The organism is Mucilaginibacter psychrotolerans, assembly GCF_004519315.1.
Lineage (GTDB): Bacteria > Bacteroidota > Bacteroidia > Sphingobacteriales > Sphingobacteriaceae > Mucilaginibacter > Mucilaginibacter psychrotolerans.
The window spans coordinates 192,294-219,153 of sequence record NZ_SOZE01000007.1; the positions used below are offsets into that span (position 1 = coordinate 192,294).

Here is a 26,860-nt window from a genome sequence, read left to right on the forward strand (position 1 = left end):
ATCGTTTTTATAAACTTTTCAGTGCCAGCTTAATAAGCTGTTCAACGGTTAAGGTACCGCCGTTCTTGTTGATCTCGCTGTCCAGTGTCTTCTCGGCAACATTACGTACAAAACCTAACATTACAAGGGCTGAAAGTGCCTCTTCTTTTACCGTTTTTAACCCTGTTATTACTGTAAGCGTATCCGGGCCCTCTTTGCGCAGCTTATCCTGCAGCTCTAAAATAATACGCTGGGCAGATTTCGGGCCGATGCCCTTTATCCGCTGGATGAGCGGCACATTGCCCTGCACTATAGCGTTGCGTATCTCATCGGGCGTGATAGACGACAACATCATGCGGGCGGTATTTGGCCCAATACCGGATATAGAAACCAGGTGGAGGAAAAGCTTACGCTCTCCCTCGCTTACGAAGCCATAAAGGGTGTGGGCATCTTCTTTCACGTGCAGCCAAACAAACAGCTTGCAGCGCTCCCCGGCCGGGAGTTGTGAAAAGGTATTTACCGAAATATTGATATGGTACCCCACCCCTCCCGCATCTATTACAACATGCGCCGGGCTTTTAAACGCCAGCTTCCCATCAATATAATCGTACATATACTATTTAATTTTTCGTGCCTTGGCTGATGACGCTTCCGCGCGGCTTTTCTCCTGCGCATCAACCACGGCAATGGTAACCATGTTCACTATTTCCCTTACGCTACTACCCAATTGCAAAACGTGCACCGGCTTTTTAAGGCCAAGCAAAATAGGGCCAACGGCTTCGGCCCCGCCAATTTCCTGCAATAATTTGTAGGCAATATTACCCGACTCTAATGTAGGGAAAATAAGCGTATTTGCGGGCTTACCTGTCAACGTACTGAACTCGAAATTCTCTTTCAATAGTTCGGCGTTTAGGGCAAAGTTGGCCTGCATCTCTCCATCTACCACCATATTGGGGTATTTTTCGTGCAGTATGCGCACCGCCTCGCGGGTTTTTTCGGGTATTGCACCCTCGTTAGAACCAAAGTTTGAATAAGAAAGCAGCGCTACTCTAGGCTTAGGTATAAAGTACGATACTGCTTTTTCTATCAACACGGTTATATCTACCAGTTCCTGCACGGTTGGGTTTACGTTTACCGTAGTATCGCCAAAAAATACAGGGCCTTTTGGGGTAATCATCAGGTACATGCCCGCCACCCGGTTTACGCCCTCATCTGTGCCGATGATTTGCAGGGCGGGTTTGATGGTATCTACGTAGTTTTTGGTAAGGCCGGATATCAGCGCGTCGGCCTCGCCGAATTGTACCATACAGGCTCCGTAGTAGTTACGGTCGACAATCAGTTTTTTTGCCTCGTTTTTGGTGATGCCCCGGCGCTGGCGTTTTTTGAAAAGGTAGTCGGCAAAATCGTGCGCGCGGTCGCAATCGTCGCGTGTATCTATCATCTGCACGTCGCCCAAATCCAATTCGTTCTCGCGCATGATGGCTTTTATCTTTTCGATATTACCCAGCAAAATCGGCGTTGCAATACCTTCGTCTTTTACTATTTGCGCTGCGCGAAGTATCTTGTAAGTATCAGCTTCAGCAAAAACAACGCGTTTCGGGTTCTGCTTGGCCTTGTTGGTAATATCGCGCATCAGCTTATTGCTGGTACCCAGGCGCGATAGTAATTCTTCGTTATAAGCGTCCCAATCGGTAATAGCCTTACGGGCAACGCCACTCTCCATGGCGGCCCTGGCCACTGCCGAAGACACTTCGGTTATCAACCTTTGGTCCATCGGCTTGGGAATAATGTAATCCCTGCCAAACTTCAGGTTGGTGATGTTATATGCTAAGTTAACCGCTTCGGGCACCGGCTTTTTAGCCATATTGGCTATAGCATGTACTGCGGCAATCTTCATTTCTTCGTTAATAGCGGTTGCCCTTACGTCAAGCGCCCCGCGGAAAATGTAGGGGAAGCCTAATACATTGTTCACCTGGTTAGGATAATCGGACCGGCCTGTAGCCATAATAATGTCTTTACGGGCGGCCACAGCCAAATCGTATTGTATCTCCGGCTCGGGGTTGGCCATGGCAAATACTACGGGGTTTTTGGCCATGCTTAACAGCATAGCCGGGGTAACCACATTGCCTGCGGATAAGCCCACGAAAACGTCGGCATTCTTCATGGCATCGGCAAGGGTTTTAACATCCTTGCGCTCGGTAGCAAACTCCATGCGTATATCGTCGAGATCGGTGCGGTTGGTATCCAATACCCCGTTGATATCGAACATCACCAGATTTTCTTTCTTCACACCCAGCGACAGATACATTTTTGTACAGGAAACCGCAGCGGCACCCGCGCCGTTCACCACTAATTTTATCTTATCCAGCTTTTTGCCCTGTATCTCGCAGGCATTCATCAACGCTGCTCCGGATATGATGGCCGTGCCGTGCTGATCATCGTGCATCACCGGGATTTTCATCTCGGCCTTCAGCCTCCGCTCTATTTCGAAACAAGTTGGTGCCGATATATCTTCAAGGTTTACCCCGCCGAAGGTTGGCTCGAGGGCTTTTACTATGGTTACAAATTCGTCTACGCTTTTGGCGTTAACCTCCAAATCGAACACGTCGATATCCGCATAGATCTTAAACAGCAGGCCCTTGCCCTCCATAACCGGCTTGCTGGCCTCCGGACCAATATTGCCCAGGCCAAGCACTGCGGTACCATTGCTGATAACCGCTACCAGGTTGCCTTTTGCCGTGTATTTATATACATCGTCAACGTTTTCTGCAATGGCGCGGCAGGGTTCTGCAACACCTGGCGAATAGGCTAAAGTCAAGTCGCGTTGAGAATTGGTAGGCTTGGTTGGTACTACCTGTATTTTACCGGGGCGGCCTTTGGAGTGGTAATTAAGGGCGTCCTGTTTACGATTTGGTTTATTCATCTTCTTATCTGGTTCAAGCCCCCAAAACTACGATTACTTTTTTTGAAAGCTGGTAATAAAAAACCCGATTCCGCATTGGCCGGTAACCGGAGCGCTGAATATCACTGGTTTTTGTTTAGGTTAACGGTGAGCCCGGCTACAAGCCTAATATTCCGGTTGTTGCCCAACTGCTTGTTCCATAGCATCAAATCTTCTACCCGTATGCCATATTTGGTGGCAATATCTACCAGGGTTTCGCCCAGTTTGGTTATATGGAAGGCGGGTATATTACGAGGCGCAGCAGCCAAAGCCGCCGACTGTGTTGTTGTGGTGACTGCTGTTTGCGCAGGCTGCGTGATTGGCGGTGAAGCAGTCTGTGTAACCGGTGGCTTTGCTTGCGCCACCAGTACCGGCTTAGGTTTTGGCGGAGGCGGTACGTACACCGGGTGATACGGCGGTATCACAGCGTTAGGATTGTTGATAGCATCAGTCAGTATAGCGTAACGGTCTTTACGGTTTTGGGGGACTATAATCCTTCGGGGCTCGGCAGTGGTGCCGTTTACGATGAGCTGCCGATACGATGGGTTTAACACCATCATTTCTTTAATATCCAACCCAAGCGCGGCGGAAATACGGTTCATCGGCACAAATTTATTCACCAGCAGCGTATCGGTTTGCAGGGCTATGGTGGTAGGTTGCGGAATGATGCCGTGCCGCTTATAATAATTCATGATATAGCTTACAGCAATATAAGCAGGTACATAACCGCGGGTTTCGGCGGGCAACAGCTGGCGGATAGACCAGTAATCCGTAGCGCCGGTTTTGGCCATGGCGTTCTCTACATTGCTTTTACCGCAATTGTATGATGCTATGGCCAGCAGCCAATCACCGAATTGCTGGTAGGCATCGCGCAGGTAGGCGGCAGCGGCGGCACTCGATTGGATAGGGTCGCGGCGCTCATCTACATAGTCGGTCATTTTCAGGCCGTATATTTTGGCCGTTTCCGACATGAACTGCCATGGACCGGCTGCTCCCACCCGCGATACCGCGTTGGGGTCAAGTGCCGATTCTACGATAGAAAGGTACTTTATCTCATCGGGAACGCCCGCTGCTACAAAAGCGCTTTCGTAAATGGGGAAGTAGTATTTGGAGAGACCCAGCAAGCGTGCCATCTCGTCGCGGCGGCTCAGGTAGTTGTCTATATAGCCTTGCACGTAAACATTGTAATCCATGGGCACATCGCGCTGCATAGAATCCAGCCGGCGTTTGAAAATCACATCCTGGTATTTAGATGAGGTTACTTCTTTTATAGGCAGCAAAGCAGAGGTATCCGCATTGAAGGATTGTGCATCCGCGCAATCAACCTTAATTAACAGGAATAACGCCACGCAAACAATCAACGTAAAGAACTTCTTCATAAAGCGGGTTATGCCGGGCTATAGGTTTGCCGGTAGATTTATTTACTAAAGTATAAACTTCCTATAGCTCCGAGAAATATTCGGAGAAATTCAACAATTGCTCCTCGGCAAACCCACCGGCTAAGAGTTGCAAACCTAACGGCAAACCCTTGCTGTTATTGCCCGCCGGCAACGAGATAGCAGGCAGACCAGCCAACGAAGCTTGTACGGTAAAAATATCATGCAAGTAGGTAACCACCGGGTCTTTCTCTTTTTTCCCTATCGGGAAGGCAGGTTCGGGAGCAGTTGGGGTGAGCAGGAAATCGTACTCCTGCAGTATCTTGCGGGTTTGTTCCCTAATGAGTTTGCGCACTTTTTGGGCCTTGGCGTAATAGGCATCGTAGTAGCCCGCGCTCAGCACAAATGTACCCAGCATAATGCGGCGTTTTACTTCCTTGCCAAAACCTTCTGAACGGGATAGCTTGTAGGTACTAGTAAGGTCGGTAGCGTTGGGGCTGCGAAAGCCGTAATGCACGCCATCATACCGCGCGAGGTTACTAGATGCTTCGGCCATGGCCAAAATATAGTAGGTGGGCACCAGGTATTCCAGGTACTCAAAGGATATGGCTTTAACGGTATGTCCATCGGCACGCAGTTTTTCTATGGCGTTTATCAGTGTATTCTTCACCTCGGCATCTACGCCTGGGCTCGATAATGCTTCCTGCAAATAGGCGATCTTCTTTTTGCCCTTATCGGTGGTATGCTCTGCTGCCGCTGGCACAGGCTTGTGCGACAAGGTGCTGTCGAAATCATCGGGACCGGCCATTACCTCGAAGAGCAGAGCTGCATCGCTAATAGATTTAGTTAACGTACCCACCTGATCGAATGAGGACGCATAAGAAATAATGCCATGCCTGGATATGCGCCCGTAAGTAGGTTTGAAACCTACCACCCCGCAGAATGATGCCGGCTGCCTTACCGAACCACCAGTATCTGTACCAATGGCCGCATGGCACATGCCCGCCTGCACCGCCACTGCCGAGCCGCCCGATGAACCGCCTGATACGCGGGTTTCATCGGCAGCATTTTTGACAGGGCCATAGAACGAGTTCTCATTAGATGCGCCCATGGCAAACTCATCGCAATTGGCGCGACCTATAATAATGGCATCCTGCGCAAGTAAGCGCTCTACAATAGTTGATGAATAAATAGAAGTGAAATTATCCAGTATGCGCGAGGATGCACTTACTTTATGACCTTTGTAGCAGATATTATCTTTAATGGCTATAACCATACCGGCCAATTTGCCGGCAGTGCCGCTTTTGATGCGGGCATCAATACTTTTTGCCGATGCCAGCGCATCCTGCTCAAACACCTCGTTGAAAACATTTAAACGGGTGTTTGCCTTTATCTTTTTCAGATAATTTTTTACCAGGCCTTCGGCCGTTAGCTCACCGTTTTGCAAACCTCTCTTAACATCTGCGTAAGAGGAATAATTTTTAGACATGGGGCCTAAAATAAAAAACTTATCCGTTGAAGCATAACAATTTCAACAGATAAGTTTTATAAGCATACCAGCGGTAAGGCTGGTTGGTAGATATTGGCTCTTAAATTATAGCTTCGGCTTCTCTTCAGACGATGAAGTTGATGCAGTATTTTCGCCGTTTTGAGCGTCTTTAAATTCCTTTACGCCTTTACCCAAACCTTTCATCAGTTCAGGAATTTTTTTACCTCCAAACAATATCAGTATCGCGATAATGATCAGAATGATTTCCGGTGCGCCTAATCCCATTTTTTTAAGTTTTTATGTACGTTAATATTTTTATTACTATTTATATTCTTCTTCGATAGTCTTTTTAACGGGCTCTTCTGCCTTAGTAAGGTTTATGGATGAGCCATTATCATGCGCGGCAACAGTAGTATGCTCTGCTTCAGGCAAGCCTTCATAAACAGGGTGTACATAGTCCGGTGTTTCGTCTGCCACCACATCGGTAGCAGAGTGGCCCTCAAAAGCAGGTAGGGTACCTTCTATGGGTACATACGCAGGTTGAGCCGGATCGGGTTGTTTTTCTTCGTTTTTTTCTTCCAGCGACTTTTTGAGGTCGGTTTTTTTGTCCTCGTAATTGTTTATCTGGTTGTTTATCTCTCGCTTAACATCTTCTGAGGCATCTTTAAAATCGCGGATACCTTTACCAAGGCCACGCGCTATTTCGGGCAGTTTTTCGCCACCAAACAGCATCAGCGCCGCAAAAACGATCAAAATCATCTCGCCGGAGCCGATATTCAGGAATAAAAAAACTGTGCTTAACATCTTATCTCACAATTAAGGTTACAAATATATATATTACAACGCTATCGCGTGCATTTTAGTTTGCCGGGGTAAGCCATACTTTAGGATCTACAAATGTCCTCCCCTTATTTAGCGTAAAGTTAATAGATGACTCTCCACTTAGCTGATCGGTTGCCACCGTGCCTATGGTTTGCTTGGTACTTACTTTTTGCCCCGCTGAAACACTCACGGTACGGAGGTTCGAATATGAGGTAAAATATTCACCATGGTTAATTATAACCAAATATGTCCCGCTTATGTCCATCACCTTTTTCACTTCGCCATCAAATACCGCCCTTACGCCCGCACCAGCAGCTGCCCTTATTTCCCAGCCGTTGTTCTCATTACGTATGCCGTCTTCCGTATATATACCAAAATAGTGTATCGGCTGCCCGTTTGCCACCGGCCATGGCAAGCGGCCTTTATTACCCAAAAAGTCGTTAGACAGTTTGGCTGCTTCCGGTGTTGCATTTAATGCCTCACTATCGGTGGTACGTTTTGCAGGCACCGGCTTCTTTGCTACGGGTGCCGGCGCATTGTCGGCTTTGGCTTTTGCCGCCGCTATACGTGCGGCGTCTTCGGCCCTGCGCCTGGCATCTTCTTCGGCCTTGCGCCTGGCATCCTCTATCTCGCGGGCAATGGCCCTATTCACTTCGCGGGTGGTTTTGGCAATTTTTGCCTGTACATCTTTTTGCTGCTGCTTAAGCTCGTTCTGATGCTGGCTTAAACTTGATATTACTTTTACCTGCGTTTGTTTAGCTTTACCAAGTTCGTTTTTTTCTTTTTCCTGCTCGGTAAGCAGCGTACTTTTTTCCTTTTTATTTTTATCAAGCTGTACTATTTTTATGCCCAGCTCCTTTTGCGTTCCTTGTATGTAACCGGCCTGCCGTTCACGGTAGGTACCAAACTGCTGCAGGTACTTCAAACGCCTGTAAGCCTGGTTAAAATCTTTTGATGCGAAAATAAACATCAGCTTATTATAGGCACTTTGGTTACGGTAGGCAAAAAGCACCATACCTGCATACTCTTTCTTCAGCTGATCCAGCTGACTTTGTAAGTTATGTACGGTATTATTGCTCTCAGAGATTTGATTATCTAAATTTCGCACCTCGGCATTGATATTCTGTATCTTTTCCTGGCGCAGGTTTATCTGTATCTTGAGGTTATTGAGCTGCTTTAACGAAACCTTTTTATTGTTGGCAGTTGCTTCGTACTCCTGGTTAAGCTGCTGCAATTCCTCGGTTAGCTTATCTTTACGCTTTTTGAGTTCGGCACTGGTTTGCGCAAATGCGCTTTGCCCAAAAAAGCCCGATACGATAAATACAGCGATAACAACAGCGGCTACTCTAAAAAATTTCATCTACCAAAAATAGGATTTTTAATTAGCTGGTTCGTAACTTTTTGGAATACTGAACGGATACTCTAAAACGCGATCGAACTCCACTTGTGTATAACGTAAATTTACTAATACTTTATTACCCGGCACAGCCGATGCAATATCAATCTGCGATGGCACTATCCGGTTATCGGCCTGTATAAATACCCTGTTGGCAACTTCCAAAGTTTGCCCTGCGGCTTCGTTAGCCAGGTTGGTTTGAGTGGCTTTCATATCTGGACCCAACAGTAGTTTATACACCATACCTTGCAGGTTGCCGGTAATAACGGTGTTACTGCCATCCGGCGTAAGCAGGGCATCCTGGTTAAGCAAGCCGTCTATTGCATTTCCTACTAATAGGGCTTGCAGCGTTTTAAAACTTATCTGCCTGCCGGCAAACCTGTGTATGTAGCTAAATGGCTTGCTCAGGTAAATGCTTTGAAAACGGTTTATTACTTGTATACTATCTGGCGTTATCAACGCACGGGCAACTTCAAGGCCTGCAATAGCGGTAATAGAAACCCATATCTTTTGATCACGGCTTACGCGGATGTTGAGGGTACAGTCGTTATCATTGCCGTTGATATCCAGCTTGGTTTTGGCCTTACCGCTAAACGTATTGAAGGTAGATTGCCTGGAACGTATATCCGCCAGCTTTTCGGCTTTGTTGTTGGGTACTACCGTTGCCGTATCTTTTGTAGGGCGGCTAACCTCCACCAGCTTTTTAGATTTGCAGCTTGCCGCTACAATCAACAAAAGTAATAGGGTTATCTTACTCAGTGTATTTTTTGTCATTTATCTTTTTATCTATTGCAGGCGATGCGCCTCCCTGCGCTTTGGCTTTTTGCCAGTTTTTCAGGGCACCGGCCTCGTCGCCATTGAAATATAAAATGTCGCCGTAATGTTCGGTCTTTACCGCGCTATTGTCCTTATCGTGCTGCAGCGATTTTTCTATCCACGTTTTGGCTTCGCTGTATTTCTTTTGCCTGAACAATATCCAGGCGTAAGTATCTTCAAACGAGGCCGTATTCGGCTGCAGCGTATTGCTACGGGCCGACATTGCCTCGGCTTTATCCAGCTGCTCGTTCCTTAACGACAAATAGTACGCATAATTGTTCAGCGTAAACGCATTATCGGGGTTATAGGTCAATGCTTTATCGTATGCATCATCAGACAGCTTGTTGTTGCTAATAGCATGATAGCAATCGCCTATTACCGAATAGCATTGCGAAAGCATGTCTCTATCGCTGGATTCCAGGCCTGCGGCGTTCTTCAAATAGCCCAGCGCCTTGTTGTAATTTTTGTTTTGCTGCCACGCTACGCCCACCAAATAATTCATCCAGGCCTGGTTGGGGAAGTAGCTAAGGGCGTATTCACCATCTTTTATGGCCCCCTCGAAATCACTCTCGGCCATATCAATTCGCACCAATTGCTCATGCACCTGGTACGATTGCGCATTTATAGCCACCGATTTTTTATAAACAGGCTTAGCTTCGCGGTACTGGGCATCCTGCACCAGCATATCGCCATATATGGCATAGGCCTTATCGCTATCGTGGTGCGCCACGGTAAGCAGGCGCGCAAGCTCCAAAACGGATTGCTTTATCTTTGGGTCTGTTAAACGTGGCACGTAATATTGCACCACGCGTATCTTTTGCTCAATATCTACATCGGGGTTGGCAAAGGCTATGCGGCGCTCGGCAAAACTTTGCTCCTGGTTTTTGTTATCGCGGTAAACATCGGCCAGGGCCATATGCAGCATGCCGCCTGTTGCGCCGTTAGTAGTTTGCGGCAGGGCGGCGGCTTTATTCAAAATAGCAATGGCCTTATCGTTTAAACCATTTGAGTTATAAAGCTCGGCCAGCTGCAAGTAATACCTCAACTGGTTGGGGTCGGCGGTAATGAGTTTTAGCAGCTCATCCGCGGCTCTATCTATTTTACCCTGGGCCAGGTAAACACGCTGCCGGGTCATTTGCAGTTCATCGGTAAGGCCGGTTATGGTTTCTACTTTTGCTAACTGCTGCAGTGCTTCGGGATAATCTTTTTGCAGGAAATAGGCATTGGCTTTTTCCAGGTAATAGGCCGGCTTATCGGGGCTGATGCGTATCAGCTGATCCATAGTAACCTGTAGCTTGGGGATATTGTTGGTTTTTTCGTAACTATCGGCCAGGGCCAGCCAGTACCATTCATTATCGGGGCTTAGGGTGGTTGCCTGTTCAAGCAGGGGCTCGGCCGCCTGGTAATTATTCTGGCTCTTTTGCAGCCTAGCCAACTCATACATCGAGGCATCGTTGTTCGGATCTATCACCAGCACCTGGCTAAACAATTCGGATGCGAGCCTGGTATTATCTATCGTTTTTTGGCGGATGGCCGAGAAGAAGAGGTCTTTCACCCTCAGGCTGTCCATCGCACTAAGGCGTTTGCCGGGCACGCTGGTGTTATTGCTCTGCTTTTGAGCATACAGCGTGGGCATTGTGCCTGCCAGCAATAAAATCAACAGCGTTGCCTTCTTCATTTAGTTTAGCTTTTACCGGTATGCCCGTAACCGCCGGCACCACGACTCGTTTCATTCAACTCGCCTACCTCCTGCCATTGCACCTGCTCGTGCCTGGCAACCACCATCTGGGCAATGCGGTCGCCGGTGTTTATCTCAAAGGGGGTATCAGACAGGTTTACCAGCAATACTTTGATCTCGCCGCGGTAATCTGCATCTATAGTCCCCGGCGAATTGACGATGCCTATGCCATGTTTATAGGCCAGACCGCTTCGCGGCCGTATTTGGGCCTCGTAACCTATGGGTAGTTCTATATAAAGGCCGGTGGGAATCAGGCGGCGTTCGAGCGGTTTCAGGGTGATGCTCTCCTCCAGATCGGCACGCAGATCCATACCCGCAGCATGCAGGGTTTCGTAGGCAGGCAACGCGTTGGCCGATTTGTTGATTACTTTGATGTTCATTTGCTAAATATAGCTTTTAGTTCTTTCCGTTCGATGTATAATGTGCCCAGGCCGAATAAAATCAGCAGCCCGTTGCCGATGAACAGGTTGCGCTTGAACAGGCTGAATGATATATAAACGACCGCAACCGACACGATGATATACGCCAGGTTCTTTTTTAGCAGGTATGGGATGGGATAATGTATTTGCCCCCATACATACGATAGCACCATCATAGTGGTATATGCTGCCAGCGAAATCCAGGCAGATGCGATGTAGCCGTACGACGGGATGAATATGACGTTGAGCACGATGGTGACCAGCGCGCCGATGCCCGATATATATAGACCATATTTGGTTTGATCGGTCAATTTATACCACACCGATAGGTTCATATAAATACCCAGGCTTACATAACCAAACAACAGCACCGGTATTACTCCAATGCCCGACCAGTTCAAGGCAGTTTGCGTGGCATCCTTGCCTTTGATGAAATACTTCAGCAGTTCGATATTGGCTACCAAGGCCACGAATATCAAGCAAACTGCAATAATGAAATAATGCATGATACGGGCGTAGGTTTGCGTGGCATTTTTGTTTTTGGCATGGCTAAAAAAGAAGGGCTCGGCCCCCAGCCTGAACGCGTTGACGAAGATGCTTAAGAAGATGGATATTTTAGCGCAGGCCGTATAAATGCCCACCTGCGTTGCGCTTTGCTTGATAGGCAATAGCTTGCCCAGCAGTATCTTATCCAGATTTTCGTTTACCAAATAGGAAAAGTTAGCGATGAGAATGGGCCAGCTGTAGAGCAGCATCTCGCCCATCAATGTTTTACTAAATTTCGGCCGAAGCTTTACAAATTCGGGCAGCAGCATTAAGGCGGTGATTGAGTTGGCGATAAAGTTCGACAGGAAAACGTACCCTATCCAGCCCGGCTTAAACCAGGGTGCAATTATGCCCGCTCCTAACCAGTTATGCTTAACGATAGCCGGTAACACATATATAAAGGCAAGGTTGAGCCCCACAAACATCAGCACGTTTACAAACTTGAGCATGCCATAACGGCCGGGGCGGCCATCGGCGCGTATTTTAGCGAACGGTATCACGCTGAGGGCATCGACCACCAGCGTGCCGATAAAAAATTTGATGAATAATATGTACTCGGGCAGCGGCGTGGAGGCATCTATACGAATCCAGCCGGCAATAAGGCTGGCCAGCGGGAAGGTAAGCACCAAAAACGTGAGCGATATCATTAATATGGCACCGAACGCATTATTGTAAACAACCTGCTTATCCTCGGGCCGTTTGTTTACATACCTCATGAAGGTGGTTTCCATACCGAAAGCCAGCAGGGCGCTGAGCATGGATGCATAGCTGTACAGGTTACCAAATATGCCGTAAACCCGGGTTGCGTAAGTGCGGGTATATATTGGGGTGAGGAAAAAACTGAGTACCCGGCCGGCAATGGTGCTTAAACCATAAACGAAGGTTTGCCCGGCGAATTTTTTTGCGGTTGACAATAGGGTGCTGCTTAAGGTTGCGTAATTATCTTTTTACTATCTCAAAATTACGATAGTTTTTTAATTCGCCAGCATGGGTTTCTACGCTGGCAACCACGGCATGCTCGGCACCTTCGTGGCACCACTCCAAAAACATCTCCATCATCATATCATCGGCTTCGGCTTCTATAAATAAATCCCCATTTGGCATATTACGTACAATGCCCTTTACGCCAAGCTGATCGGCTACGGCTTTAGCACCTGCCCTGAAGGATACGCCCTGCACCTTGCCTTTTATAGTTATATCGAGATGTTTTTTCATTTAATAGGATTAATTACTGAGTCCGCCTGTCTGATGCTTAACCGCGTTGCTAAACAATCACGCGTTGCAAAATAAGCCAATACTGCCGGTATTACAAAGTAAAGCAATCTAAAACAGCTTCATTCCCCCCCATGTTTGCAGAGAGGCCTAAACATACTCCCTTTAAATTAACGGTTTTGAGGCAAGCCATAAAAAAATACGGGCCGCCGATGTGGTGCCCGTATATGCCGTTTTTTTTAAGAATAAATGCTTGTAGGTAAACGGTTCCTTGTGAATAGTGCCCCGGTTTTTGTCTTACCTTTTGCCAGGTTATGGCATGGTGTAGAACGAAGTACTTAGGAAATTTTTGGTGTTTATGTAGGTTAGCTGATCCCAAAGTGGCCCACTGGCTAATGCCGTGCGGAATTCGGTGTATAAAGATTTTTCGTCCTTCTCCTGCAAGGCGAGGAAAAAATCCGTCCCGAATAATATCCTGGAGCCAATGGCTGATTGCAGATCGCTCTTAATTGCGGCTACAATACCATCTTTGGTTTCGGTGTCGAACAAAGTATAGGATATATCTGTGTACACATTTGGGAATTTGGCCATCAAATCTTTAATGATATAGTACCACGAGGTCGTTATGTTGTAACCCGTAACTATATTACCCGTGCTGGCAGCCGGATTCTTTAAAAATTTCAGTATCTCGTCGTCGCCGCCAAAGTGGGCAAAGCAAAGTTTAAGGTTTGGGAAACGATGCAATATGTCATAATAGTTCACCGGATCCAGGAACGCGTCGCAGGAATCTTTGGGAGGCAAGGTAGTTAGTTGGTTATAAAAGGGCTGGTTATGCCAGGCAGTAGTTACCGGTGTAGGGTTGAACGTGCGGTACTGTAAAAGCGCTGGCGGCACCGTGCGGCCTGCGTAGAAAGCGCCACCACGTGTGCAGTGTGTAAGCACCGGGATGCCCTTTTCTTCCGCATAAGCGTACATCAGCTCTAACCGTTCATCCGTTGGGAAAAAGCCGAGGGCAGGGTAAAGCTTTATACCCTGAAATCCCCTGAAAGATGGCTCGAAATAGCTTTTTACGAAATTGAGCACCTCTATCGCGCTCCCCATTCGCGGATCTACACCGAGGAAGGGGAAGCATTTGTTGGGGTAGGCCCGCTTTACATCGGCCACCAGCTGCAGCTGCGTGGCATAGTTTGCCGGAGACACCCCGCCGCCCATGTACTCAAAATTCATGGGCAATACAACAAAGCCTACGTTTTCGTCGGTATAGGCGTTCGCCATATCCTCAAATATCAGCTGCGGTGTATTGCGGATACCGACAGCCAAAAACGCTTTGTATTTCTTCACCATTCGTACGGGTACCAGGCCAAGTACGCGCGATAGCAGCCAGGCAGTAGGATACCACCGCAACAAAGGCGTTAATACAGTTACCAGGGCCCGGGGCAAATAATTAGTTAAAAAGCCCGATGGCACACATTTAAAATCAAAAATGTGGGTATGGACATTATATATACGGTTAGTAGCCATAGTGTTGTTGCTTTAAAGAGGTTATTTTTTCGAACTTTCTGCCGCCGGTTTAACGCCGGCTTTTCTAAGTGGCACCAGTTTTATGAGCAGGTTAAACCAAAAAGGCGCGCCAAAAGATATTAATATGCCAGCCAGCACCCAACCCACCAGTATAGACCATACCGGCCTACCTTTTGTGCGGAAGGTTGATGCGAAGTCGATCCCTTTGTCATCAACTTTCCAGCCGATAGGTAAATTCAGTCCATTGATGGTTTCGATTTCACTTTTAATTTGTTTTTGAGTAGCTACCCTTGCCGAGTCGGCAATTTTGTTACGTTCGGCAAGCCAGGCTGCGTTTAGTGCCCGCAGCGTATCCGGGTTGCCCTGGTGAGTGCTATCAGCTAGTTTAATTTTCGCCTGCCAAACAGCATCGTTAACACTTATCTGTTTTTCTACGCTCTTTCCTAAAACAGCATTAATTTCATCAGGATGATTAACAGCATTAGTGGCATCAGCTACCAGTGTACCGCGCAAGTTAGAATCATTATATATCCTTTTCACCAGGAAGATGGCATCAAAATTAAACACCAAAACCAACAGGGCGGCAATAACACCCACGGTGTAGCTTGTTTTTTTCCGGTACCAGCCAGATACCCTGTCCATATACTGGTTAAACCAAATTTCGATGGTGTTTTGAAGATCGGTGTAGGTATTCGTGCTCAGTAAAAACGATTGCAAAAGCACTTTCAGGTCGCTGTGTTTCAGCGTTTCGACGCCGGCCTTAAAGTTATCATACGGAATGTTTGAAAACCCGGCAACCCTTTCTTCAAGTAATTTGGTTTCGGCATTAACCACATAAGAAACCGTAGTGCTTTCCCTGCTGATCAAATCAATTAAAGCAGTTGCAAAATTAGCCGACGGCATGTAGGCCGGCAACGAGTCCTGATTCCTTTTTAACAGATCGATATTGGGGTGTTCATAAATCAACACACCGAAGCTTTTGTTAAGCGAATCGTTAAAGGCTTCAAAAATGGCCTTCTCGAGCATCTTGCCCCGAAGCTGCCGCACTGCGGCCAGCCACTCTTGTATAGAGTACGTTAATATACTAAACAGCAGCACCACAAATACGGTGGCTATTGCTGTATCTAAATACACAGATTGCATGGTTTAAGGTTTATTTGGTTTGTGTTATAATATCTTCGCTAACTCAAAGTGCATACCATCGGGGCTGTTGAAATGACCACCCCAGTAAAACCCATTCTCGTTGGCAATAGCCACCAATTCTCTCACGCAGCCTTTTTGGCCAACCAGGGCGGGTTGCTTCCCAAAACCATTCCAGGGTTCATTTATATCAAAAGCCGAACCGAATGCATGGTTGCTGAGCGTAGTATGACTTTTGCGCACAAACCTTGGGTTGTAAGATCCATCCCAACGGAGTATCCAATGCAATAGCCCGGCGGCCTCCCATGCAGCCCAAAGACTGGTCAATTGTGCAGCGCCAAGTTTGTGGAACTCAATATGGCTTTCACCATTTATCTTCTTTAACTGCGGGATGGGTACAGATTTGATATTTTCTTTAGCCCAATTATCAGTTACCCTAATATGCTCCGGGTCGCCGGGTAAGGGAGCGGGCACATAGGTAAAAGTTCCAAAAACAGCCTGCCGGTCGGCATTGGTTACTAAAGGCGGAAACGCAGGCTTAGGCGGCCAGTTTGCGCCCTCCACTCCGGGCCTGGGGTCCTGCACGCCGTTAAAGTCTAATTGTAAGGCAACGCCATAAGTCCTGTTACCCACTACCCCCTCGGGGTTAAGGCCATGGTCTGCCTGAAATTTGATAGTGGCGGCAAGGGTTTTCGGCCCGAAATCGCCGTCAGACGGCGCACCGAGCAAATGCAGCCCTATCAAAAAATCCTGCCAGGCCTCTACCTCAGCACCTTTGCTCCCCAATTTGATCAATGTTAGTTTAGACATATTTTTTTGTTTTAAGAAATAGGTTAACGGTATAAGCACCGGCTGCTTTTGCCTTTGTATGTTATTTTTGAGGTAGGCGATCTCACTACATCGCCCAGGGCATTTAACCTTTTGCAATACAAACGGTTAAACTTAAATAACAACTAAAATTAGGGATTAAAAAAGACGCTATAACAGGTGTTTTCACGGTAATTTTTTTCAGAAAACACGTATTGTTTATGCACCGCCCGAAATCAAAAAAGCCGCTCCTGTATGCAGGAACGGCTCGCTTGGGGTATATGCCCGTAATATCTTATCTGGCTTTGTAAGGTTTTGGTTTTTTAACCGGCAGGTGCGGTTTGCCTTCGGGGTGTATCTCAGGCGCGCCAACCATGGTCATGGCGCAACGGAAACCAACCTCGGCGCTGCTTTCGTCCTCATCCATAAAACGGCGGGTTGCCGGGTTCATCCAAAACGCCAGGTCATTCCACGATCCGCCTTTAAATATCTTCGAGTGGTCGTTAACCAGTGTAGTGGTACCGTACAGGGCAACATTCACCGAGTCGGCCGCACCGCGAAAATCGGGGTTGTAAGCTTTGCCGCTGTATTTGATGGTATTTGGCGTAGTCAATGGCACGGTAGCACCTGTGCCGGGGGCTGGGTTGCCACCCGCAACACCACCGCCATTTAGGCCCTGCTGCTGCGCTATCATGTCGCTGTATTTTTGTTTTTTGTTAGAACGCGCCGGGTCTTTAATAGGGCGACCGTATTTGTCTTTAGCATAAAGTCCCTTAGCCGGATCGGCAAGGCGCTTATTGGTAAATTCGTTACCACGGAACGGGTTGAAATCTTCCACCTCATCAAACGATGTCTGGCGGTAAGTATCGGCTACCCATTCGTTTACGTTGCCGGCCATATTGTACAAGCCAAAATCGTTAGGCTCGTATGAACGTACTGGTGCTGTAATATCTGCCTTATCGTTCAAGCCACCGCCAACACCCGCGTTATCGCCGGCGCCACGTTTAAAGTTGGCTAATATCAAACCACGTGTTTTGCGGTTAGGTGAGCGTACACCAAGGCCGTTCCACGGGTAAACTTTACCATCGTTGATGTTTTCGAATTCGGTGTTACCTGCAAGCGATAATGCTGCGTATTCCCACTCCGCTTCAGATGGCAGGCGGTAGCCTTGTTTCAAAACACCATCCTCAATGCGTACGGGCCTGCGCGGACCACCTTTGCCGTTACCGGCTGCTGCGTTGGGGTTGATATCCTTTGGCATGTTCTTGCCATCTATACCGGCACCGCGTATCTGGCCGTTTAAGTAAATATCGGTATTGAAAGGATCTTTCAAGCCAGGGCCACCGGTAGTCGCACCTTTTTTGCCTGCAGCTTGTTTCCAGCTGGTCATGTACTGGTTCTCGCGTAGTATATTCTCGTTAGTACGGTCGGTGCGCCAAACGCAGTAATCCTGCACCTGATCCCAGCTAACACCCACCACAGGGTAATCCTGAAAAGCGGGGTGGCGCAGGTAATTCTCTACGTAGGGCTCGTTGTATGATAATGGTTTGCGCCACACCAGGGTATCGGGCAGGGCGTTATAGTATAATTCGCCATCGTTGGGGAACGTAATGTTTATCCAGTGCAGATAATCAAGCCAGTCCTGGTTGCTTACCTCGGTCTCGTCCATATAAAACGATGGCACGGTAACTCTGCGGCGTATGTTATTGTAATCATAGGTAACGTCCTGATCGGCACTGCCGCCCAAAACAAAAGTACCGCCTTCTATGGGTACCAGGCCCGGGCCCGGGGTAGGATGTGTTTGCTTAAAACGCAGGTAACCTCCGTTGCTACGGTCGTTATAGGTCATCCCCGTTTTTTGCGATTGTGGTTTATTACCGCAGCTGCTCAGCAATGTGCCTAAACCCAACAACACTAAAGCAGTATTAGTAAAAAGTGGTTTCATACTTTACAAAATATCTATTTGGAGGTAAATCTAATAAAAATCAACAATAAAACGGCGCAATAAACATCAATTTTAAAATCGATGCCTAAATACTAATCGTTTAAACGGATTAATTATTTGTTGAGTTACAATAATTTGATGTATTATTGGTTTTAACCCAAACGCTTAACGAAACCTTAGTTTTATTATTTTAAATATTAGAACTAAATTGCACCGATGAAGTATCTGTACACTAAGAGATTTGCTATATACGTATCATTAATGCTTCCGGTAGTGGCTTCGGCACAAACAGGTACCGATGGCAGCATCAATAGGTCTACGGCCGTACCCTTCCTTAATATAACGCCGGATTCGCGTTCGGGAGCTATGGGCGAGGCGGGGGTGGCCCTTTCGCCAGATGTAAATGCCAATTACTGGAACCCCGCCAAGCTTGCCTTTATGGAAACCAGTAACGATATCGCTTTATCGTACAGCCCCTGGCTGCGCCATTTAGTGCCCGATATTAACCTGGCTTATTTGAGCTTTGCACACAAAATTGATGACCGCAACACCTTCGGCGCATCGTTGCGTTACTTTAACCTGGGTAGCATACAATTGATAGATAGAGACCAGAACGACCAGGGCACTTATAAACCAAGCGAATTCTCCCTGGATGCCTCTTTTGCGCGCAAGTTTGGCAACAATTTCTCGCTCGGCTTAACTATGCGGTATATCAATTCCAATTTCGATAACGCTGCATTCGTATCCGGCGGAAACACGGTACAAAACAAGGCGGGTAATGCTATATCCGCAGGGGTATCGTTATACTATAAAAAGGATTATGGCGATAGCTCTACCTTCGCCTTTGGCGCAAACATATCCAATATCGGTTCTAAAATTGCTTACAGCGATGCGGGTGCCAAATACTTCCTGCCGGCCAATTTAAAGCTTGGTGTTGCCAATACCTGGCGACTGGATGATGCGAGCAAAATTACCGCCACGCTAGATTTTAATAAGCTTTTGGTACCTACCCCGCCATTGCGCGATAGCGATGGCAACATCACATCAGGCAAAGACGACGATGTTTCGGTACCAGCAGGCATATTTCAATCATTTGGCGATGCGCCCGGCGGCTTTAGCGAAGAACTGAAAGAAATTTCCTTATCGCCCGGGCTGGAGTATTGGTATAATAACCTGATAGCTTTGCGCGCCGGTTATTTTTACGGCAACCCCAGTAAGGGCACACAACGCTATGCTACCTTTGGCGTAGGGCTTAAATACCAGGCATTTACTTTCGATTTTGCTTATTTGGCAGCCAGCCAGCAAAGCAGTCCGCTGGCTAATACCCTTCGTTTCACTTTATCGGCCAGCTTTGGCGGTACCCGCTCTTTAAAATAATAATGGCTAAAATAAAAGTAGGTTTTGGTTTTGATGTGCACCAACTGAAAGCACAACATCCCTTTATATTGGGCGGTGTAAACCTGGAGCATACCAGTGGTGCCTACGGCCACTCTGATGCGGATGTATTGCTGCACGCTATTTGCGATGCCCTTTTAGGCGCGGCTAACCTGCGCGACATCGGTTTCCATTTCTCTAATAAAGACGACCGCTGGAAAGGTATCAGCAGCCTGATATTATTACAGCACGTGGTAGCCTTATTAGCCGAAAAAAATTGGCAGATAGGTAATATAGATGCCATGGTATGCCTGGAAGCGCCAAAAATAAACCCACACATCCCCACCATGCAGGCCAACATTGCCAAAGCAGCGGGCATTGATGTAGAGGATATCTCCATAAAAGCTACCACCAACGAAACCCTTGGCTTTATAGGCCGCGAAGAAGGCGTTGTAGCTTATGCAGTGTGTTTGATAGAGCGCGTTTAGATGTACAGATTATAGATATGCAGCCGATAGAATAGATGTGCAGATTTCAAATGTGCAGGTGTGCAGATGCTGGAAATGACTAAGCATAAATCATCTCACATCAAATCTTACTTCCCTGCACTACGCCGCGGGTTAGTATCTTTTGGTCGATATAGTATTGTATCTCTGATTTTTTGAGGCCCCAGTTAGGTGCGATAAGCAGTTCGCGGTCGCTCAGGCCGAAGAGGCGCTGGATAATGATATCCGGGCGCACCAAGGGTAGCAGTTCGCATAAAAACTCGGCATATTCATCTAGCCCAAAAAGCTTGAATGGCTCGCGTTTGTACTTTACGCCCATTACGCTACCCTCTACAATATGCAGGTGGTGAAACTTCACAAATTTTATCTGTGCGTGTCGGTTTATCTCGTCGGCATATTTCAGCATCATCTCCTTAGTTTCCCAGGGGAAACCGAAGATAGTGTGCACGCAAACATCCAGTTTAGTGTTCTCGGTGAGTTTAAGAGCCTTTAGCAATTCATCGTGACTGCAGCCACGATTTATCTGGCTAAGGGTTTCATCGTAAATGCTTTCCATACCCATCTCCAGGTCCACATCAAAGCGGTCAGTATAGCTTTCCAGCAATGCGATTTTCTCGGCATCGATACAATCGGGCCGGGTGCCAACGCTTAGGCCCACGATGTCTTCGGTGCCGTAGCTCAGCGCCTCGTCGTATAGCATCTTTAAATAATGCGCGGGGGCGTAAGTATTTGTATTAGGCTGAAAGTAAATAATGAATTTATCGGCTTTGTTGCCATTGCGGGCGCGCTCCATACCCTGCATTACCTGCTCGCGCACGGTTGGTGCATTGCGACTAACAGATGGCGTGAACGAATCTACATTGCAATACGTACAGCCGCCGTAGCCTTTGCTGCCATCGCGGTTGGGGCAAGTAAAGCCACCATCAACAATAACCTTAAACACGCGGTGACCCTTGTACTTCTCCTTTAGCCAAGGGCCGTAGTTGTTGTAGCCCTTTTCCCAGGGAGATTCGGTTTGTGGTATTTGAGGTTCTGTTACTTGCATTCCTGCAAAGGTACAAAATAATTGGTTTTGGCCGGTTTGGCCGTCCACAGCCTATTACAATGGATGTGCCGCAGCAATTTCTTCCGCTTTGCGCGAGCCTAAGTAATAAGCAGTTATTAGTTTTCGCAACGGCTTTTCCACCGCCAGGTGCACTAAGCTACTGAAACAAATAAGTGCAATGGTGTAGTTGAACAGGCTTGCAAATGATGTTACCTGCTGAATGTAACGCGTGTAAAACACATATACGGGGTATTGCACAATATACATACAGTAGCTTATCTCGCCTAAAAACACGCATGCCCCCCCGGTAACAAACCTCGCCTGCTTTTTGGTGAAGCTGGTTATGGCCAGTATAAACACAAAATAAACAGGTGCCAAAATCCCCCCTTTTAATAAGGCCGAACCATTGGGCGCATAGTATTTGGCCAATACTATTATAGCCAACGAGGCAATGCCGGCTATGAAGTTATTGCGGCCGCGTGTAAAAAACGCAATGCTGTTTTCTAAAAAACACTTGCCTGCCAATACCCCGAACAAGAAGGTTGATATCAGAAATAATGGGTTTAAATAAAGAGCAACCACAAGCTTTTTTTCTACTGAGGGAAGGTCGGCCTTTACCGATACCGACAGCATGTAGGTGGCAAAAACAGCCGCAAAATAATACAGCCATACCAACCTGGGAAATGCCTGGCGACTGGCGCGAAGGTATTGCGCAATAAAGGGGAAAAACAAGTAGAAGAAAAACTCGCAGGAAACCGACCAGCCAGGGTAATTGAACGAGCCAGCGTACAGCCAGCGCTGTATACCGACCACCTCGAAAGGCAGACGGTATTTAACAGATGGCGTATCGATGGCTTTTATACCGTAATGAAAAGCCGCCAGTAGTAGCAAGGCAAGTATATACAGCGGATAAATACGCGCCACCCGCTTTATGTAAAAATCTTTTTTATTGAATTGGCTTTGCTTGTTACTAAAAAAGCGGGCATTGGAAACCGTTAGCACAAAGCCCGAAATAAAGAAGAAGAGGTTAACAGCCTCGCCCCCATTCTTTATCAGGAAGGTGATATGTTGCTGCAGCCCAGCGGGGGTATAATGGAACAGTACCACCACAAGTGCCGCAAAAAACCTGATAATATATAAAGTATTGGTATCTCTCTCCATTAATGCACACTAAGTAGCATAAAAAAAATCGGATAATCAATGCTTGCGCAATGGAAAAGCAGTGTTTAAACCTAAAACGAGTCTTTAAATCCGGCTAAAGCCAACAATCGTTTGCCAATACCAATGTATTTATCAAATTTTGGAGTATATCATTTTAGCATTGCTCTCATGAAAATTACCGTATTGATCTCGCGCCTGTTGCTGGGTGCCTTATACCTCGTGTTCGGCCTTGATTATTTCCTGCATTTCATCCCCTATCAGCCGCCATTGCATCCGGGCGCGGCGGGCGTATTCAAAGCAGGCCTGGTGGCCGCAGGCTATTTTTATCCCATGCAAAAAACGATACAGGTACTGGGCGGGCTTTCGCTTTTGATCAATCGCTATGCGCCGCTATCGGCGGTGGTACTGTTCCCTATCAGTTTGAATGTTTTCCTGTTCCATACCCTATTGGCGCCAGAGGCGTGGCAAATGGGCGCAATTTTGCTGTTACCCAACCTGCTTTTGGGCTGGGGGTATTGGAAATATTATAAAAGCATGTTTATACAAAAGGCAGCGGCCTGATGACCACTGCCTTTTTGCATTTTGTTACTTTTGCGCGCGCTATTCCTCGCCAGCCTTAATCATCTTCACTGGAAAAGCGTTTGCAATAGTAACGGGGCATTCATGTTGCGATATAGGTGTTTAGGATGTAGGGTTGAATTTATCGGGCCGCGCTACGGTGTAACAGGTAATGCTGACCGTGGCTATCACTATAAACATTTACGAACAGCCAGCCTTTTAGGGCCATATAGTTAAGTGCTTCTACCACCGAGCCAAAGTTTAAAGGGCGGCCACGCTCATCTGTAATTCTATTATCTATAGCAACGCCAGGTTTACCGTAATCGGCCTCCAGTTCTATACGGCTGCTGAACACTTTGCCAACGGGCATCACGGCGCAATAGGCTTCAACAGTTTTAACAGTATCGGTACGCAGGGCATCGGTTTGTGCAATAGCTAAGAAAGGCAGCATTGCCATTGAGGATAAAAGTAACAGGTTTTTCATAGGCACAACAGTTGCTGTTTTGTTGTTAGAGCGACTGCCTGCAAATAGGTTTAACGGGTATTGAAAATAAATTCCGTGGGAGATTGCTTTGCGTTTTTATTATGCACGCATAGTTTTTGCCTCGGCAAAATTTGACTAATTTTACCTGCAAACCAATTGCCCTGCATGGAAAGCATAGCGCCGTATAAATCTCAGCATAAGATCCGTTTCGTAACTGCCGCCTCGCTTTTTGATGGGCACGATGCCACCATTAACATCATGCGCCGCATTTTGCAAAGCACCGGTGCCGAGGTGATACACCTTGGCCATAACCGTAGCGTAGATGAGGTGGTGAACTGTGCTATACAGGAAGACGTACAGGGCATTGCGCTCACCAGCTACCAGGGCGGCCACGTAGAGTACTTTAAATACATGCGCGACTTGCTTAACGAGCGTGGCGCACAGCATATCAAGATTTTCGGTGGTGGTGGCGGCGTGTTTTTGCCGCACGAGATTACCGAACTACACGCCTACGGTATCAGTCGTATTTACACGCCCGATGATGGCCGCACCATGGGCCTGCAAGGCATGATAAACGATATGATGCAGGCTTGTGATTTTGACCTTAGCGAAAAAGTTGAAGTGGCAGAAGCGGTAGCAGGCGACCCCAGGTCGATTGCCAAGCTCATAACTACAGCCGAAAACGGTAAGGCAATACAACTGCCAACTGCAACTGCTACCGCCACTAATACCCCAGTCCTCGGCATTACAGGTACGGGCGGCTCGGGCAAGTCGTCTCTGATAGATGAATTCGTGCGCCGGTTTTTGATAGAAACGGATAAAACGCTGGCCATTATCTCGGTAGATCCTTCTAAAAGAAAAACGGGTGGCGCGTTATTGGGCGACAGGATACGGATGAACGCCATCAATAATCCGCGTATTTATATGCGCTCGCTGGCTACGCGGCAGGTTAACCTCGCTTTAAGCAAGCATGTACAGGAGGCCATAGATATTTGCAAAGCGGCGGGCTACGATATGGTTATTGTGGAGACCTCCGGCATCGGACAATCAGACACGATGATTACCGACTACTGCGATTTATCTTTATATGTGATGACTCCCGAATTCGGTGCAGCTACCCAGCTGGAAAAAATTGATATGCTGGATTTTGCCGACCTGGTGGCCCTCAACAAATTCGATAAGCGCGGCGCTTTAGACGCCATCCGCGATGTGCAGAAGCAATATAAGCGCAATCATGTGCTATTTGATGCCAAAGACGAAGACCTGCCCGTTTACGGAACCATGGCCTCACAATTTAACGACCCGGGCATGAACACGCTTTTTGTAGCGATCATGAAAACGGTACAGGCTAAAACGAGTGTTGATCTTTTAAAGAATCAAGAGTCGAGAATTAAGAACCAAGAAAACGAATCGGAGAAAATCTATATCATCCCGCCGGATAGGATACGTTACCTGGCAGAAATTGCCGAAAGCAGCGCCACTTACACCGAATGGGTGAATGAGCAATGCAAGATAGCGCAGCAGCTATTTCAGGTTCAAGGAACTATGGATCTGTTGACGGAACACACCCCTAACCCCTCTCAAGAGGGAAACAAAATAGTAGAGACACAATATTTTGTGTCTCCCACAATGCAAGGTATCGAGACGCAAAATATTGCGACTCTACGGGACATTTACACCCACCTCGAAAGCCACCTGCACCCGGATTGCAAACGTCTTTTAAAGGAATGGCCCGCAACTGTTGCTAAATACAAAGCAGAAAACTTCATCTATAAAGTACGCGATAAGGAAATAAAACAACCTTTATTTTACACCTCACTCTCACAACTCAGCATCCCCAAGATCTCCCTGCCCAAATACGAGGCATGGGGCGATATTCTGCGCTGGCTCCTTACCGAGAATGTCCCCGGTGAATTTCCTTACGCGGCAGGCGTATTCCCGCTAAAGCGCGAAGGCGAAGACCCTACCCGCATGTTTGCCGGCGAGGGCGGCCCCGAGCGCACTAACAAGCGCTTCCACTATTTATCGCTGGGGCAGCCCGCACACAGATTATCCACAGCTTTCGATTCGGTTACGCTGTATGGGGAAGACCCGCACATCCGCCCGGACATCTACGGCAAAATAGGCAACTCGGGCGTAAGCATTGCCACGCTGGATGATGCCAAAAAACTTTACTCAGGTTTCGATCTATGCCATGCCAGCACCTCCGTAAGCATGACCATCAACGGACCAGCTCCAATGCTCCTCGGCTTTTTTATGAACGCCGCCATCGATCAACAATGCGAAAAATATATCGCCGAAAACAAACTGGAGCATTTGGTGGAAGCGAAGTATAAGGAGTTGTACGATGATAAAAATCTAATCCGTCCTCAATATCAGGGGGGCGACTTGCCTGCCGGAAATAGTGGTTTAGGTTTAATGCTCCTCGGCCTCACCGGCGACCAAATCCTCCCTCCAGATGTTTATGAAAAGATAAAAGCGTACGCCATTGCCACTGTGCGCGGTACGGTGCAGGCGGATATTTTAAAGGAGGACCAGGCGCAGAACACCTGCATCTTCAGTACCGAATTTGCGCTGCGGATGATGGGCGATATACAGCAGTACTTCATTAAGGAAAAAGTTCGGAATTTTTATTCGGTATCTATTTCGGGTTATCACATCGCAGAGGCAGGTGCAAATCCGATTACCCAACTCGCCTTTACGCTGAGTAATGGCTTTACTTACGTAGAATATTACCTCAGCCGGGGTATGCACATTGATGATTTTGCGCCCAACCTTTCGTTCTTCTTCAGCAACGGCATCGACCCGGAATATTCCGTTATCGGCAGGGTGGCGAGGCGCATCTGGGCGAAGGCTATCAAAAATAAATATAAGGGGAACGACAGGTCGCAAAAGCTGAAGTACCATATCCAAACCAGCGGACGCTCGCTGCATGCGCAGGAGATTGATTTCAACGATATCCGCACCACGCTACAGGCCCTGTATGCTATTTATGATAACTGCAATTCGCTGCATACCAATGCATACGACGAGGCGATAACCACGCCAACGGAAGAATCTGTCCGCAGGGCAATGGCGATACAGCTCATCATTAACCGCGAACTGGGCCTCGCTAAAAATGAGAACCCGATACAGGGAGCGTTCATCATAGAAGAACTAACCGACCTGGTAGAGCAAGCCGTGTTAACCGAGTTCAAAGCCATTAACGACCGTGGCGGTGTGCTTGGAGCCATGGAAACCATGTACCAGCGCAGCAAGATTCAGGAAGAATCCCTCTACTACGAAACACTAAAGCATACCGGCGAATACCCCATCATCGGTGTAAATACCTTCCTCAACAAAAAAGGCTCACCCACGCTGATACCAACGGAAGTGATACGCGCTACCGAAGAAGAAAAACAGTACCAGATAGAAGCCCTGCACTTGTTCCAGAAACGGAATCAAGAAAAGGCTCCCGCTTTATTAAAAGAATTACAACAGCGTGCCATAGCCGGAGAAAACATCTTCGAAAGCCTGATGGAAACCTGCAAATATTGCAGCCTTGGGCAAATAAGCCATGCACTTTACGAGGTTGGGGGGCAGTAC

General features: G+C 47.4%; 23 protein-coding genes. 4 read left to right on the forward strand and 19 right to left on the reverse strand.

What is annotated here, in order from left to right:
- Positions 1-7 precede the first annotated feature (7 nt).
- The 16 genes from ruvA to E2R66_RS09785 all read right to left on the reverse strand — a co-directional run bounded on the left by ruvA (position 8) and on the right by E2R66_RS09785 (position 18,147).
- Entirely contained in the window at positions 8-592 is a 585-nt protein-coding gene (ruvA, locus tag E2R66_RS09710; protein ID WP_133230063.1) for a Holliday junction branch migration protein RuvA, read from the reverse strand.
- 3 nt (positions 593-595) lie between these two features.
- Positions 596-2,902, reverse strand: coding sequence for an NADP-dependent malic enzyme (locus E2R66_RS09715; protein WP_133230065.1), 2,307 nt, complete (start codon positions 2,900-2,902; stop codon positions 596-598).
- 101 nt (positions 2,903-3,003) lie between these two features.
- A complete protein-coding gene (locus tag E2R66_RS09720) occupies positions 3,004-4,299 on the reverse strand; it encodes a lytic transglycosylase domain-containing protein (protein ID WP_133230067.1) in 1,296 nt (431 codons plus the stop codon).
- Positions 4,300-4,360: 61 nt separating this feature from the next.
- Positions 4,361-5,785, reverse strand: a complete 1,425-nt coding sequence (gene gatA / locus E2R66_RS09725) for an Asp-tRNA(Asn)/Glu-tRNA(Gln) amidotransferase subunit GatA (RefSeq protein ID WP_133230069.1) — start codon at positions 5,783-5,785, stop codon at positions 4,361-4,363.
- 105 nt (positions 5,786-5,890) lie between these two features.
- Positions 5,891-6,070: a twin-arginine translocase TatA/TatE family subunit gene (tatA, locus tag E2R66_RS09730; RefSeq protein WP_133230071.1), complete on the reverse strand. Its 180-nt coding sequence runs from the start codon at positions 6,068-6,070 to the stop codon at positions 5,891-5,893.
- Between the two features lie 36 nt (positions 6,071-6,106).
- The gene (locus tag E2R66_RS09735; protein ID WP_133230073.1) at positions 6,107-6,589 is read right to left on the reverse strand and encodes a Sec-independent protein translocase subunit TatA/TatB; all 483 of its coding nucleotides are present in this window, start codon (positions 6,587-6,589) and stop codon (positions 6,107-6,109) included.
- A 55-nt stretch (positions 6,590-6,644) separates the two neighbouring features.
- Entirely contained in the window at positions 6,645-7,967 is a 1,323-nt protein-coding gene (locus E2R66_RS09740) for a murein hydrolase activator EnvC family protein (protein ID WP_133230075.1), read from the reverse strand.
- Positions 7,968-7,985: 18 nt separating this feature from the next.
- Positions 7,986-8,777: a DUF4292 domain-containing protein gene (locus tag E2R66_RS09745; RefSeq protein ID WP_133230077.1), complete on the reverse strand. Its 792-nt coding sequence runs from the start codon at positions 8,775-8,777 to the stop codon at positions 7,986-7,988.
- Entirely contained in the window at positions 8,755-10,497 is a 1,743-nt protein-coding gene (locus E2R66_RS09750; protein ID WP_133230079.1) for a tetratricopeptide repeat protein, read from the reverse strand. The genes E2R66_RS09745 and E2R66_RS09750 overlap by 23 nt, the downstream gene beginning before the upstream one ends.
- Before the next feature lie 5 nt (positions 10,498-10,502).
- The gene (dut, locus tag E2R66_RS09755) at positions 10,503-10,937 is read right to left on the reverse strand and encodes a dUTP diphosphatase (RefSeq protein ID WP_133230081.1); all 435 of its coding nucleotides are present in this window, start codon (positions 10,935-10,937) and stop codon (positions 10,503-10,505) included.
- Entirely contained in the window at positions 10,934-12,436 is a 1,503-nt protein-coding gene (locus E2R66_RS09760) for a lipopolysaccharide biosynthesis protein (protein WP_133230083.1), read from the reverse strand. The genes dut and E2R66_RS09760 overlap by 4 nt, the downstream gene beginning before the upstream one ends.
- 25 nt (positions 12,437-12,461) lie before the next feature.
- On the reverse strand, positions 12,462-12,737 hold the full coding sequence (locus E2R66_RS09765) for an acylphosphatase (RefSeq protein WP_133230085.1): 276 nt from the start codon (positions 12,735-12,737) through the stop codon (positions 12,462-12,464).
- 309 nt (positions 12,738-13,046) lie between these two features.
- Complete coding sequence (locus E2R66_RS09770; RefSeq protein WP_133230087.1) at positions 13,047-14,255, reverse strand: amidohydrolase family protein; 1,209 nt, start codon at positions 14,253-14,255, stop codon at positions 13,047-13,049.
- A gap of 21 nt (positions 14,256-14,276) precedes the next feature.
- A complete protein-coding gene (locus E2R66_RS09775) occupies positions 14,277-15,398 on the reverse strand; it encodes a hypothetical protein (RefSeq protein WP_133230089.1) in 1,122 nt (373 codons plus the stop codon).
- 24 nt (positions 15,399-15,422) lie between these two features.
- Entirely contained in the window at positions 15,423-16,205 is a 783-nt protein-coding gene (locus E2R66_RS09780) for a M15 family metallopeptidase (protein WP_204985899.1), read from the reverse strand.
- Between the two features lie 292 nt (positions 16,206-16,497).
- Entirely contained in the window at positions 16,498-18,147 is a 1,650-nt protein-coding gene (locus E2R66_RS09785; RefSeq protein WP_133230091.1) for an SUMF1/EgtB/PvdO family nonheme iron enzyme, read from the reverse strand.
- A gap of 216 nt (positions 18,148-18,363) precedes the next feature.
- Between E2R66_RS09785 and porV the strand changes: the two genes are divergently transcribed.
- Positions 18,364-19,524, forward strand: a complete 1,161-nt coding sequence (porV, locus tag E2R66_RS09790) for a type IX secretion system outer membrane channel protein PorV (RefSeq protein ID WP_133230093.1) — start codon at positions 18,364-18,366, stop codon at positions 19,522-19,524.
- Positions 19,525-19,526: 2 nt separating this feature from the next.
- On the forward strand, positions 19,527-20,009 hold the full coding sequence (gene ispF, locus E2R66_RS09795; RefSeq protein WP_133230095.1) for a 2-C-methyl-D-erythritol 2,4-cyclodiphosphate synthase: 483 nt from the start codon (positions 19,527-19,529) through the stop codon (positions 20,007-20,009).
- 100 nt (positions 20,010-20,109) lie between these two features.
- On the opposite strand, the gene E2R66_RS09800 is transcribed toward ispF, so the two are convergent.
- Both E2R66_RS09800 and E2R66_RS09805 read right to left on the reverse strand, forming a co-directional pair.
- Positions 20,110-21,072: a TIGR01212 family radical SAM protein gene (locus tag E2R66_RS09800; RefSeq protein ID WP_133230097.1), complete on the reverse strand. Its 963-nt coding sequence runs from the start codon at positions 21,070-21,072 to the stop codon at positions 20,110-20,112.
- Between the two features lie 54 nt (positions 21,073-21,126).
- On the reverse strand, positions 21,127-22,233 hold the full coding sequence (locus E2R66_RS09805; RefSeq protein ID WP_133230099.1) for an acyltransferase family protein: 1,107 nt from the start codon (positions 22,231-22,233) through the stop codon (positions 21,127-21,129).
- A 168-nt stretch (positions 22,234-22,401) separates the two neighbouring features.
- On the opposite strand from E2R66_RS09805, the gene E2R66_RS09810 reads away from it, so the two are divergent.
- The gene (locus E2R66_RS09810) at positions 22,402-22,794 is read left to right on the forward strand and encodes a DoxX family membrane protein (RefSeq protein WP_158288367.1); all 393 of its coding nucleotides are present in this window, start codon (positions 22,402-22,404) and stop codon (positions 22,792-22,794) included.
- 139 nt (positions 22,795-22,933) lie between these two features.
- On the opposite strand, the gene E2R66_RS09815 is transcribed toward E2R66_RS09810, so the two are convergent.
- Positions 22,934-23,275: a hypothetical protein gene (locus E2R66_RS09815; RefSeq protein ID WP_134737918.1), complete on the reverse strand. Its 342-nt coding sequence runs from the start codon at positions 23,273-23,275 to the stop codon at positions 22,934-22,936.
- A gap of 165 nt (positions 23,276-23,440) precedes the next feature.
- Here E2R66_RS09815 and E2R66_RS09820 point away from each other — a divergent pair.
- Positions 23,441-26,860, forward strand: a 3,420-nt coding sequence (locus E2R66_RS09820) for a methylmalonyl-CoA mutase family protein (RefSeq protein ID WP_134737919.1), incomplete at its 3' end; no start/stop codon positions are given.